Here is a 12,308-nt window from a genome sequence, read left to right on the forward strand (position 1 = left end):
CAATCCTGGTCCCCATGCTCATGAGCCATGCAACGCCTGGCCCTGCCGCCTGATCTGAACTCAAGCGGCAGGATCCGGCTGTGGGACCGGTCTACTTGATGTAACCGGCCTGCGTCATCATCTGCTCTGCCTGACGCTGGGCGCCATCCAACGCTGCATCAACACTTTGCTGACCAGCAACCGCCGAGGAAATCGCCTGACCGACAATCGTGCCGATGGCCTGGAATTCCGGGATCGCCACAAACTGGATCCCTGTATAGGGTACCGGGTCCTTCGTCGGCTTGGTTGGATCAGCAGACTCGATCGCCTTGAGAACCGTCTCGGCAAAAGGTGCCGCCTTTTGATAGTTCTCATTGGCATAGGTCGATTGACGGGTGCCTGGGGGAACTGCAACCCAGCCTTCCTTCTCGCCGACCAGCTCGACATATTTCTTCGAGGTCGCCCATTTGAGGAACGACTTTGCTGCTTCCGCCTTGGCGCTCGATGCCGGGATCGCAAGGTTCCATGACCATGCCCAGGCGGAACCGTTCGGCGTCACTTCAACGGGCGCCTTGGTGAAGGCGACCTTGTCTGCAACCTGGCTCTGGGTCTTGTCATAGATGCGGCCAGCAGCAGAGGTTGCGTCGATCCACATCGCGCAATGTCCGGTCGAGAACAAGGCCTGATTTTCGTTAAAACCGTTGGAGGTGATCCCGGGAGGGCCTGCTTCCTTCATCAGATCAACGTAAAAATTGATCGCCTTTTTCCATTCATCCGAATTGATCTGCGGCTTCCACTGCTCGTCAAACCAGCGACCACCATAGGTGTTCACCAGCGTGCCAAGATAGGCCATGTTTTCACCCCAGCCCGGCTTGCCGCGCAGGCAGAGACCATATTGTTCTTTCGACTTGTCGGTCAGCTTGGTGGCAAATTCCTTGATCTGCGCATAGGTTGGTGCCTCGGGCATGGTCAGACCAGCCGCTTCAAACAGATCTTTGCGGTAGAGGGTAAACGAGCTTTCAGCATAAAATGGCACGGCGTAAAGCTTGTCATCAACGGTGAGACCCGCGCGCACCGGCTTGATCAGATCATCATAATCATAATCATCACCCAGATCGCCCACCTCAAGCAGCCACCCTGCCTTGCCCCAGATTGGCGCTTCGTAGCCACCAATGGTCATGATATCGAACTGTCCACTCTTGGTGGCAATGTCGGTGGTCACACGCTGACGCAACACGTTTTCTTCCAGAACCACCCAATTGAGCTTGTTGCCGGTTTCCTTCTCCCATTCCGACGACAGCTTCTGCATGATGATCATGTCAGCATTGTTGACTGTGGCGATGGTGAGTTCCTCAGCGCTCGCCGCTCCACATCCAATGGCGAGCATCGCCACCGATGCAATCAGTCCTGCACGATAAGATTTGGTTCGCATTTCGTCTCCTCCTTTACGAATGCATAGCAAATTTCTTACATGTGTAAAATTTATGAACAGTCCCATGCGGCTTGTCAAGCGAGGCTTTTTCTTGCCCGCTTTCGCACAATGCTAACAGCAAAACTGCCGTTTCAATAAGCAAATTCTTAAATGGGTTTTGGTGAGAGATGCGGTTTGACGGTCCATTGCCCGCATCCGCATCGGATATAGGGCCGCAACAGGCCCGATCAGGCCGAGCCGCGCATGATCAGATGGCTGTCGAGCCTGCGCAGCTCGGTCTCCACCGCAGCGCCGCTCTCCTGCGCATGAATGCGCGAAAACAACATGTCGAGCCCCAATTGGGCGATCATGCGATAATCCTGCGCCACTGTGGTCAGGGGCGGACAGGTAAAGCGACTGAGCGGGTGATCATCATGGCCGGCAACCCGCAAATCGCAACCGGCCTCACGGCCGACATGCCGCCGTCTTTCAAAGGCTGCCGCAATGACACCAAATGCCAGTCGGTCATTGGCACAAAGCACCGTGCGTGTCGGAAAGCCGCCACGATCCAGGATCCGTCCCGCCTCGCAATAGCCCAGTTCCTCGAAATTCCAGTTGCGCGCCGCCATCGGCAGGACGATCGGCTCGACACCCAGATGTTCCATCGTCGCGACATAGGCAGACCGCCGGTCCAAAGCGTTCTGATTGACAGCAGGCATTTCCAGAAAACACGGATGCTCGCCGGTCCGGCACAAATATTCGGTGATATTGCCAATGCTCTGGCGATTATCGGTGCCGACAAAGGGCTGATCCTCGCCAATCCGATTGTCCAGGAACACCACCGGCATGGCGTTGGACAGACTGGCCAAGAGTTTTGTGTCGGTATCAAATCCCAGCGGCGCCATCAGCACGCCGGCAATCTTCAGCGACATCAATGTGCGCATTGCCCGCGCTTCCAGCTTGCGGTCGCCATGCGATGACAGCACAATCGTCCAATAGCCTTCGGAAAGGCAGCGCATCTCAATCTGGCGGATGATTTCGGCGTAGAAGGGATCGGATATGTGCGGGACGATGACCCCGATATTCTTCGGCTTTTTCCGATTGAGGCTGACCGCAAAAATATTGGGCTGATAATTGTGGTCCTTCAGCGCCTGTTCGATGCGGGCGCGGGTCGAGGCCTTGACGCTTTCGGGATTGTCGAAATATTTCGAAACGGTTGGCCGCGAAAGCCCACTGGCCGCCGCGAATTCCTCCATCGTTCGGATCTTGTGGTCAGCCATTGCCCATTCTTCCCGAGCCCCTCGAGTCATATCTCCAGCGGCATATTTCTTTCTATGCGTAAAATTTTTTTTACACAGAAGCAACTGCGTTTGTAAAATGCGCCCCGCAGTCCCGGCATTTCTCGCCCATAAACACCGGGGTGTCGCGACCAAAGCCAGTGTAAAAATCATCCACTTTTTTACACGCGCTAATTTTTATATTGACTCCCCGAACAAGCTTCCGCATGTCTATAGTCGGCTCGCTTGGGCCACGCACGGAGCCTGCCTTCCGCACGCCCTGGCCACCGGTTCGGTGTCCACGCCGCACGGATTGCCATGGGACCCCAATTATCAGGAGGAGCCGGCCAGGCCGGTTCTCGTCGGAGGAAATTATGTTTCGTAAGTCGCTCGCTCGTATTCTCTTCTCTGGCATTGCCCTGGCGATGCTCAGTGGAATCGCCTCCGCCGAAGGCATTGGCGCATCCCTCCTCACCCAGCAGCACCCCTTTTATATTTCACTCGCTGAGGCGATGAAGAAGCAGGCCAAGTCCGACGGCATCGCGCTGGAAGTGTCCATTGCCAATCAGGATCTGAGCAAGCAGCTGGCGGATGTCGAGGATTTCATTACCAAGGGCGTCGATGTGATCATTATTTCGCCCGTCGACAGCAAGGGCATCCGCTCCGCCATCAACAAGGCGCAGAAAGCGGGCATCAAGGTCATTACTGTTGACGTGCCGGCGAACAATGTCGAGGTGACTTCCTTTGTCGGCACCGACAATTTTGCCGGTGGGGAAAAAGCCGGCGCCTTGATGGCCAAGGCCATCGGCGAAAAGGGCGATGTCGCGGTCATCGAATATCCCACCGTGCAGTCGGTCGTTGACCGTGTAGAAGGCTTCAAGAAGGCGATCACCACTTATCCCGACATCAAGATCGTGTCCATCCAGCCGGGCATCACCCGCTCCGAAGCGATGTCTGCTGCGCAGAATATCATTCAGGCCAATCCCGACATCGTCGGCATTTTCGGCTTCGGCGATGATGCAGCGCTCGCCGCAGCCGCAGCCGTCAAGGCTGCCAAGCTCGAAAGCCAGGTCAAGGTGATCGGCTTTGACGGCATGGAAGAAGCGCGTAACGCCGTCAAAAATGATCCGGTGATGGTGGGGGTCATTGCGCAATATCCAGATGAAATGGGCAAGGTCGCGGTCGAGACAGCGGTTAAGGTCATCAAGGGTGAAGCGGTTGCAGCCAAACAGCCGATCGTTCCGGGTGTGGTCACCAAGGACGGCGAAACCAAGTAGCACCGCGTGAAATGGCGCCACCGCCTCCCAGGCACCATTTCGCTTCTGCGCGCGGCGGCGCAGCCATCATTATGGGCACCGCCGCCGCAGCCGCATCACAGACCCGCGGCGACTTGAGAGAAACGCTCGCCAGGCAACGCAATGCACGGGGAAACTGGAGCCAAACCATGCCACCCACCAATTCCGCAACCACCAGCGATGCCGAGGTGGTGCTAAAAATATCGGACGTCGCCAAATCTTTTGGTCCCGTCGTCGCGCTCAAACGCATGAACCTCATCGTGCGCAAAGGACGCGTCCATACGGTTTTGGGCGAAAACGGTGCCGGCAAATCCACCCTGATGAAAATCCTCGCTGGTGTGTTCAAGCCCACATCGGGCTCGATTGTCCTCAACGGCATGGCTTATGCCCCCAAGACGCCGCGCGAAGCGCGCGCGCGCGGTGTTGCGATCGTCTTTCAGGAATTGAGCCTCTCACGCAATTTAAGCGTTGCAGAAAATATCTTTGCCAATAATGAACCCAGCCGACTGGGCTTTATCCAGAAGCGTTCGCTTAACGCCAAAGCCGTCGAATTGATCAATGCGCTCGGACTGCCCGTCGATCCGCGCGCCCGGGTCAGCGATCTGTCGATTGCCCAGCGCCAGCTTGTCGAAATCGCCAAAGGACTAAGCCAGCCCGCCGATGTGGTGATCCTGGATGAACCCACATCCTCGTTGTCAGACAGCGAAGCGGAAATTCTGTTTGCAATCATTGAACGGCTCAAAGCCCGCGGCACCGCAGTGATCTATATCTCGCACCGCATGGAAGAAATCATGCGGCTCTCAGATGACATTACGGTGGTCCGCGATGGCGAATATGTCACCACAACGCAAAAGCACGAGACATCGATCGACAAGCTGATTGCTCTGATGGTCGGGCGCCCGATGCAGGATATTTATCCACCGCGTATCGCCGCAAGGCCCGCAGACACACTCGCCCCAATACTGGCGACAAAAAATCTGAGCCTTATCGGCAAATTTCACGCCGTCACCCTTGATGTCAGGCCCGGCGAAGTGCTTGGTCTGTTCGGACTGATCGGCTCAGGCCGCTCAGACGTCATGAAAGCGCTGTTCGGCATGGTGCAGCCGACCGGCGAAATCCTCCTTGATGGGCAATCCGTCCGATTGACCAGCCCCAGCCAGGCCATTGCCCACGGCATCGCCTTTGTGACCGAAAACCGCAAGGAGGAAGGGCTAGTTTTGCCGCAGAGTGTCGAACGCAACATCAATATGGTGGCGCTCGGACAGCTCGCCGGTCCGCTGGGCCTGATGCGATCTGCGGCTGAACGTGCAACGGCCAAGGCAGAGATCATGCGGCTCGCCATCAAGACCGCATCGCTGGACACCGCCGCAGGTTCCTTGAGCGGTGGCAACCAGCAGAAAATCGTTCTCGCCAAATGGCTGCAGATGCAGCCTCGCGTGCTCATCCTGGATGAGCCAACCCGTGGCGTCGATGTCGGTGCCAAGTTTGAAATCTACCGCATCATTCGCGAGCTGGCCGCCAATGGCACCGCCGTCCTGATGGTGTCTTCCGAACTGCCCGAAGTCCTGGGCATGAGCGATCGGGTTGTCGTGATGCATGACAAGCGCGTCGCAGCAATCCTTGAAACCGATCACCTCACCCCTGAAACCGTCATGAGCTACGCCGCAGGAATGCAAAAATGACCCATGTTGACACCTCAAAAAAAGCGATCGACGCCGAGCTCCGGCGCTCCCTGTTCTCTTCGCCGATGATCCGGCAATATGGCGGTATCGTCGTTTCGCTGATCGTGCTCTGCGTCGTCTTCGCGCTGTTAAATCCGCGCTTCATGGCCTTCAACAATTTCATGAACATCATGCAGCAGGTCGCGGTCATCGCCGTGGCAGCCTATGGCATGACCTACGTCATCCTGCTCGGCGAGATCGATCTGTCGATCGGCTCGATCATTGCGGTGTCCGGTATGGTGGCGGCCCAGGCCTTTGCAATGGGCTTCGGCTTCGCACCCACTGTCCTTCTGACCTTGGCCGCCGGCGCGATCATGGGCGGTTTGAACGGACTTTTGTCTGCGAAACTGATGCTGCCTTCCTTCATCGTCACCGTCGCCACAATGGGTATCTATCGCGGCACCGTGAGCCTTCCGACCAACGGCGCGCCGGAGATCATCGATAACGACACCTGGCTTGCCATCGGATCGGAGAGCTTTCTGGGCCTGCCGATCATTATCTGGATCGTCGGCGTTCTCTTTCTTGTCAATTACGTCCTGCTGTCAAAAACCGTGTTCGGACGCCGCATCTATCTGGCCGGCGGCAACAGGGAGGCCGCAATCTATTCCGGTATCCGCGTCGACCGCATCAAGATTATCGTGTTCATGCTTTCGGGCATCATGGCGGCCATCAGCGGCATCCTTTTGTCATCGCGGCTTTCTTCCGCCCAAACCAATGCCGGCATGGGCTATGAACTCGATGCCATCGCAGCCGTTGTTCTGGGCGGCACCTCGCTAGCCGGCGGCGTCGGAACCATGGTCGGCACCATCCTCGGCGCGCTGATCATTGGCGTGATCAACAATGGCATGAACATGCTCTCGGTTCCCTATTTCTATCAGCTCATCGTCAAAGGCATCGTCATCCTCGTGGCAGTCTGGCTTGATGTCCGTTCCAAGCAAGTGCGCACATAGCGGGTCCCACAATGAAAAAAATCATCACTATCGGGGAAATCGTGGTTGAGATCATGGCCCTTGAAACCGGCACTGGTTTCAAACAGCCAATCCCACTCATCGGCCCTTTCGCCTCCGGCGCGCCGGCCATTTTCATCGATCAGGTCGCCAAAATGGGCCAGCCCTGCGGCCTGGTCAGCGCGGTCGGTCGCGATGACTTCGGCGCGCTGAACATCGAACGGCTACAGCGTGACGGTGTCGACATCTCTGCGATCGGCCTGCATGAAACGGCTGCGACCGGCAGCGCTTTCGTTCGCTATCGGCCCGATGGCAATCGCGATTTCATTTTCAATATCAAACACTCAGCCTGCAGCGCCATCGGCATGACGCCGCAAGCCGAAGCCCTGATCGAAACCGCCGACCACCTTCACGTCATGGGCTCGGCATTGTTTTCTGAATCAATCGTCGAGGCTATCCATGAGGCCACCATCCGTATCAAGGCCAAAGGCGGAACCGTTTCGTTCGATCCCAATATCCGCAAGGAAATGCTCGAGCTGCCCGGCATGCGCGAAGCCTTGTTGCATGCACTCGACAATTGTGATCTGTTCATGCCGAGCGGGGAGGAAATCTTCCTCTTTACCCAGGCGACCGATGAGCGGGCCGCCGTCGCGGAACTGCTCAAGCGCGGCATTCAGACCATCGTGATCAAACGCGGGGCTCAAGGTGCCCATTTCTTTGATCGAAACCGGACAATCTTTGCCCCGGCATTCAAGGTCGAGGAAGTCGATCCCACCGGTGCGGGCGACAGTTTCGGTGCCGCCTTCGTCACCTGCTGGCTGCGCGGCATGCCCGCAGAACAGACGCTCGAAATCGCCAATGCGACCGGTGCGCGCGCGGTTGGCGTCAAGGGGCCGATGGAAGGAACCTCGACGCTTCAACAAATAGAAACCTTCATCGCAACAGCCGGAGCCCGTTGATGCATCACACCCAAACCCTACGCAATCTCCCAGCCCTTTACGCCAGCGGCGCGCGGGGAGGCATCACCTCGATCTGCTCGGCACATCCTCTGGTCATCGAAGCAGCCCTTCTTGAAGGCATTGCAACCAACACCGAGGTTCTGATCGAAGCCACCTGCAATCAGGTCAATCAGGATGGCGGCTATACCGGCATGACCCCGGCTGATTTCCGCCGTTTTGTCGAAGACATCGCAGCGCGTCTCGGCTTTGACACAGGCCGCCTTATTCTGGGCGGCGACCACCTCGGCCCCAATCCGTGGAAGCATCTTGGCGCTGAAGAAGCCATGGCCAAGTCCGAAGTGATGATGGAGGGCTTTGTGCGTGCAGGCTTCACCAAAATCCACCTCGACACCTCCATGGGCTGCAAAGGGGAACCGCTTGCACTGCCTGATGCCGTGACCGCTGAACGCGCGGCCCGTCTTGCCAAGGTTGCTGAAACAGCGGCCGCTCGATCCGGCTTTGATCTTCCTGTCTATATTGTGGGCACGGAAGTTCCTATCCCGGGCGGCGCGATGGAGGAAATCGAAGATCTGGAACTGACCAAGCCCGATGCCGCCCTTCAAACCATTGCCATTCATCGCACGGCTTTTGCAGCTCTGGGTTTAGAGGATGCATTCGCGCGTGCCATCGGGGTCGTGGTGCAGCCGGGCGTGGAATTCGGCAATGAAAACGTTGTCTATTACGACAGCAACAAGGCGACCGCTTTAAGCGGCGTTCTCAACGAAACACCGCAATTCGTCTTTGAAGCCCATTCGACCGACTATCAGCCGGTTGAGGCGCTGTCGGCTTTGGTCCATGATGGGTTTGCCATTCTGAAGGTCGGACCGGGCCTGACATTCGCGCTGCGTGAAGCACTCTACGGCCTGGATCAGATTGCAGCTTTCCTGGACAAACTGCCGGAGGAAGAAACCGTTCGTGGCAAGCTTGAGAAGCTACTTCTCAACGAGCCCAAGAATTGGGAGAAATATTATCATGGCGATGCGGAAGAGCTGCGTCTTCAGCGCCATTTCTCCTATAGTGACCGCATTCGCTATTACTGGCCGCATCCGCAAGCTACAGCTGCGGTCAATGCGCTGCTCAAGCGTCTTGAAGGCCGCAAGATTCCGCAGACGCTGATCAGCCAATATCTCGGCACGCTTTACCCGGCTGTTGCAGCCGGCAAGGTTGAAGCCACGCCACGTGCCCTGATGGTCGAAGCCGTCAGAAACGTCATCCGCGTCTATGGAAAAGCCGTCGGAACGCATTAGAGCGCCCTGCGCCCGCTTGGGCGCAGAAAGGTCGTTCTAACTGATTTAATTTGCTGCATAATCTTGCTTTAAACTGATTGAAGTTCAAGCCATGGTGCAGGAGGCCTAGAAAGACCGAAAGAGGCGGCGGATCCCGCCGCCGCTTGCCTAGTTATGGCCGCTTATTGGACCGCCTCATGGTTGACCCGCTTCTCCGTCAACTTTGCAGCCCATGGTCGTCAACACAATGGCCAACAATCTGCGTCGCGCAGCAATGGTTCTCATTGCAGACTGACAGTAGCCTCACATTCCCAAGTCAAACCCCGCTTCCGCGGTCTGTTCAGCCAACCATAACGAGCGGCTGCGATCTTTGTCAGAGCCTTGGTCGCGCGGTTCACCAGGCGGCCAAGCGGCTGCTTGATCAAACCCTGCCGCAACAAGACGGCAGCGAATCCCCGTTTTTTTGGATCGAAGCCGAGCGGTCAACCACTCATATAGCTCCCACACTGTTACGGTTGTCTCGATATGGCGAATGTGATTGAAGCAGCGAACGCTTGCTTTCGTCCATTTTGCAAGCGCTAGCACTCTGAATTAAAAGAGTCCCCCCTCCCTTTGTTCAGAGTGCACCCATTCCTCGCGTGAGGGATGGCTCTGCCGGATGTCGCGAGACATGTCACAGCAGCACATAAGGGTCGATAGGCTACGCCGAATTCCTGTTCGCACGTCACACGCGGCGGCTGAACTTCTGTAGCGACCCGGCGAAGTAAAATGCCATTGTTTCAACAATTGAGCAAAGTTGACGCATCCGAAGAGCTCGACGCCATGAGGCGATATTTTTGCGTTGCGTCCATCATGCTCCACCAGAGCGGTCGCACATATGACGAAGCCAATTTGGCTAAGACAATCATCAGACTTTACGCTGGCGGCCTCAGCGCTGTCGGACACCCCGCGGAACGCGCCGCGCGCATCGCTGAAATGCACGACCGTGACGTGATTGATTTTCTTCTTCCGACACAAGTGGCGCTGTGACGTCAAAAACTCTGGAAGAGCCTTCTCGGTACGGGCGCGTAAGGAACGGCTGACCGTTCTCCTTTATGATGTCGATGGGCCAAGGCTTTTCATGGACCACTCAGGCACGACCCCGGCTTCTGATGACAGCTCTCCGGTCGATGTTTTTCGTGTCAAAGCGCATTCGGGCCCATAGGCTCACTGTGGAACATGCGGCAAGCGAAACCCATTTAAAGCAATCGTGGCAATATCGACAATAACTTATGCAGAAAGGCGGCCATTACGGCCGCCTTTGGGAGCTCACGCGTCAAGCGAAGCCATGTCAATGACAAAGCGGTAACGGACGTCGCTCTTCAACACGCGTTCATAGGCTTCATTGATGTCCTTCATCGCAATCATCTCGATTTCCGAAACAATATTGTGCTTGCCGCAGAAGTCGAGCATTTCCTGGGTCTCCTTGATCGAACCGATCATTGACCCCGCCAGTGTCTTACGTCCGGGCACAAGCGAGAAGGCATGGAGGGGAACCATGTCTTCGGGGACGCCGACAACCACCATGGTCCCGTTGATCTTGAGCAGGCCCAGATAGGCGTTCCAGTCAATCGCCACCCCGACCGTACAGATGATGAGATCAAACGTTCCGGCCAGCGTTGTGAAAGTGTTTTGATCGCTGGTGGCGTAATAGGCCTTGGCGCCAAGCTTCAGCCCATCCTCTTTCTTGGAAAGCGACTGACTGAGCACGGTGACATCTGCACCCATTGCCGTGGCCAGTTTGACACCCATATGGCCAAGACCGCCCATTCCGACGATCGCCACCTTCTTGCCTGGCCCCGCCTGCCAGTGTCGCAAAGGGGAATAGAGTGTGATACCGGCGCAAAGCAACGGTGCCGAGGCATCCAGTGGCAGGTTGTCCGGCATCGACAGGACATAGCCCTCCTTGACCACGATCTGGTCAGAATAGCCACCCTGGGTCCGCGTCACACCATCCCGATCAAAGGTGTTATAGGTCTGGACCAGACCCGGAAGATATTGTTCATTGTCAAGATCGCGCGTCGCGCAGCCAACACAGGAATCGACAAAACAGCCAACGCCAACCTTGTCACCAATCTTGAACTTGCTGACATTGGCGCCAATCGCCGTCACCACACCAACAATCTCGTGACCGGGCACAATCGGATAGACGGCGTTTTTCCATTCATTGCGCACCGTATGGATATCAGAGTGGCAAACGCCACAATACTGGATCGCAATGACAACATCATCGGCGTTAGGCTCCCGGCGTTCGAAGGTGAAGGGAACCAGCGGCTGATCGGCATCGGTGGCAGCATAGCCTCTTGCAATAGCCATAATAAACTCCAATCATAAAATAGGATGGGCGTCGGAAAGGGACGCTGCACTATGCGGATTGTAGCGGCAAGCTGGTAGATCGATCCTGCAAGCTTCTTGCACGATCCTGCAAAAATTGCCCTATGCTACTCGCAGCTTGCTTCCCGACAGTCTATGGGTTCTGCTGGAACAAGCAATCATGAGGCCGTCATGACATCTTCAGAACAAGCCTATCGCGAACTCGCATCGCTGGCCGCGCGGCACATCAAGGCAGACGGGGAAATCCGTACGGCGATCGATGGTCTGTCGCTCAGCCGGCGCTCGACACCCAGCACGCCCTGTCACGGCAGTTACCGACCCTGTCTTGCCATGGTGCTCCAAGGGGCAAAATCGCTGCAACTGGGTGCTAAGACCATTCATTACGCGACCGGCGAATATCTTGTCACCTCGCTCGACCTGCCGGTGACATGGCGCGTGTCTCAGGCCAGTGCCGAGGCGCCGCATTTTTGCCTGTCGTTGGCAATCGACAGCGAGAAACTGGTCGATGTGCTCGGTCGCATGGATCTGCGTCGAAAATCCGACACCTCGGCGGCCCAAACCGGCATCGCGGTCAATGCGGCACCCGTTGAACTGCTTGATGCAACAATCCGCTTGCTCCGCCTTCTTGATACGCCGGCGGAAATTCCCGTGATGGCGCCCCTCATCGAACAGGAGATTCTCTATCGCCTGCTGGCGGGGTCCGATGGAGAGCGCCTCATCAACATCGCCACCGCTGACAGTCACGCCAACCGCATCGCCCGCTCCATCGGTTGGTTAAGGCAGAATTTCGCGATGCCGCTGCGCGTTGAACATCTCGCGGAATATGTGCATATGAGCGCCTCTTCCTTCCACCACCATTTCAAAGCCATCACCGCTATGTCGCCGCTGCAATATCAAAAGCAATTGCGTCTCACCGAAGCCCGTCGCTTGATGCTCGTCGAGCGGATGGATGCCGGAACCGCCGGCCATCGCGTCGGCTATCAAAGTCCCTCGCAATTCAGCCGCGAATATAGCCGCCTCTACGGTAATCCGCCGGTTCGCGACATCGAGGCCGCTTAGAGCCCGAACAAAAGCTGCAAGG

10 protein-coding genes are annotated in these 12,308 nt (G+C 56.7%); 7 read left to right on the forward strand and 3 right to left on the reverse strand.

What is annotated here, in order from left to right; all coding sequences use genetic code 11:
• Positions 1-91: 91 nt before the first annotated feature.
• Both QBD00_RS21975 and QBD00_RS21980 read right to left on the reverse strand, forming a co-directional pair.
• A complete protein-coding gene (locus QBD00_RS21975) occupies positions 92-1,411 on the reverse strand; it encodes an ABC transporter substrate-binding protein (protein ID WP_191793915.1) in 1,320 nt (439 codons plus the stop codon).
• Between the two features lie 227 nt (positions 1,412-1,638).
• Positions 1,639-2,670 carry a LacI family DNA-binding transcriptional regulator gene (locus QBD00_RS21980; protein WP_151095235.1) on the reverse strand — a complete coding sequence of 344 codons (1,032 nt, stop codon included), beginning with the start codon at positions 2,668-2,670 and terminating at the stop codon, positions 1,639-1,641.
• 371 nt (positions 2,671-3,041) lie between these two features.
• On the opposite strand from QBD00_RS21980, the gene QBD00_RS21985 reads away from it, so the two are divergent.
• The 6 genes from QBD00_RS21985 to QBD00_RS22010 all read left to right on the forward strand — a co-directional run bounded on the left by QBD00_RS21985 (position 3,042) and on the right by QBD00_RS22010 (position 9,883).
• Complete coding sequence (locus tag QBD00_RS21985) at positions 3,042-3,944, forward strand: substrate-binding domain-containing protein (RefSeq protein WP_151095233.1); 903 nt, start codon at positions 3,042-3,044, stop codon at positions 3,942-3,944.
• A gap of 167 nt (positions 3,945-4,111) precedes the next feature.
• Positions 4,112-5,644 carry a sugar ABC transporter ATP-binding protein gene (locus tag QBD00_RS21990; protein WP_318580540.1) on the forward strand — a complete coding sequence of 511 codons (1,533 nt, stop codon included), beginning with the start codon at positions 4,112-4,114 and terminating at the stop codon, positions 5,642-5,644.
• Positions 5,645-5,709: 65 nt separating this feature from the next.
• A complete protein-coding gene (locus QBD00_RS21995) occupies positions 5,710-6,633 on the forward strand; it encodes an ABC transporter permease subunit (protein ID WP_318580551.1) in 924 nt (307 codons plus the stop codon).
• A gap of 11 nt (positions 6,634-6,644) precedes the next feature.
• Positions 6,645-7,589 (forward strand): sugar kinase, encoded by a 945-nt coding sequence (locus tag QBD00_RS22000; protein ID WP_191793912.1) that lies wholly within the window; start codon positions 6,645-6,647, stop codon positions 7,587-7,589.
• On the forward strand, positions 7,589-8,875 hold the full coding sequence (locus QBD00_RS22005) for a D-tagatose-bisphosphate aldolase, class II, non-catalytic subunit (RefSeq protein WP_191793911.1): 1,287 nt from the start codon (positions 7,589-7,591) through the stop codon (positions 8,873-8,875). The genes QBD00_RS22000 and QBD00_RS22005 overlap by 1 nt, the downstream gene beginning before the upstream one ends.
• 747 nt (positions 8,876-9,622) lie before the next feature.
• Positions 9,623-9,883 carry a hypothetical protein gene (locus QBD00_RS22010; protein ID WP_151095225.1) on the forward strand — a complete coding sequence of 87 codons (261 nt, stop codon included), beginning with the start codon at positions 9,623-9,625 and terminating at the stop codon, positions 9,881-9,883.
• 279 nt (positions 9,884-10,162) lie between these two features.
• On the opposite strand, the gene QBD00_RS22015 is transcribed toward QBD00_RS22010, so the two are convergent.
• On the reverse strand, positions 10,163-11,209 hold the full coding sequence (locus QBD00_RS22015; protein WP_151095223.1) for an NAD(P)-dependent alcohol dehydrogenase: 1,047 nt from the start codon (positions 11,207-11,209) through the stop codon (positions 10,163-10,165).
• Between the two features lie 189 nt (positions 11,210-11,398).
• Between QBD00_RS22015 and QBD00_RS22020 the strand changes: the two genes are divergently transcribed.
• Positions 11,399-12,286, forward strand: a complete 888-nt coding sequence (locus tag QBD00_RS22020; RefSeq protein WP_151095221.1) for an AraC family transcriptional regulator — start codon at positions 11,399-11,401, stop codon at positions 12,284-12,286.
• The last annotated feature ends 22 nt before the right edge of the window (positions 12,287-12,308 follow it).

Source organism: Ochrobactrum sp. AN78, from assembly GCF_029909885.1.
Lineage (GTDB): Bacteria > Pseudomonadota > Alphaproteobacteria > Rhizobiales > Rhizobiaceae > Brucella > Brucella quorumnocens.